1 pseudogene is annotated in these 325 nt (G+C 76.0%); it reads right to left on the reverse strand.

The annotated features are described in order from the left end of the window. A pseudogene (locus AN216_RS00170) lies at positions 1-203 on the reverse strand (hypothetical protein); the annotation flags it as partial. Positions 204-325 lie beyond the last annotated feature (122 nt).

Raw genomic sequence — 325 nt, forward strand, 5'->3', positions numbered from 1 at the left:
GAACCCGCCGACTCCGTCGGCCCTGTCGGCTGCGGGCCCCGGGAAACGGCGCCCGGGTCCGCCTCGTAGGCCGCCACGTGGAAGGCCCCCGGCAGCTCGTCCCCGCCGAACCGGGCGGCCTCCAGCGGCCGTCCGGGCCGCAGCACCTCCCGACGCAGCACCAGCAGGCTGGAGGCGTCCACCAGCTCCGTACGTATGGCCATGACGAGCCAGCCTACGTCCGCCACGACGGGGTCCCACCACTGGGCTGGGCACGTCCACGCGAGACCGGGACCACGCGAGGCCGGGCACGGCCTTACGCCGGACGCAGCCGCCCGTCCCAGAC

This window comes from Streptomyces oceani (assembly GCF_001751245.1).
In the GTDB taxonomy this organism is placed as follows: domain Bacteria; phylum Actinomycetota; class Actinomycetes; order Streptomycetales; family Streptomycetaceae; genus Streptomyces; species Streptomyces oceani.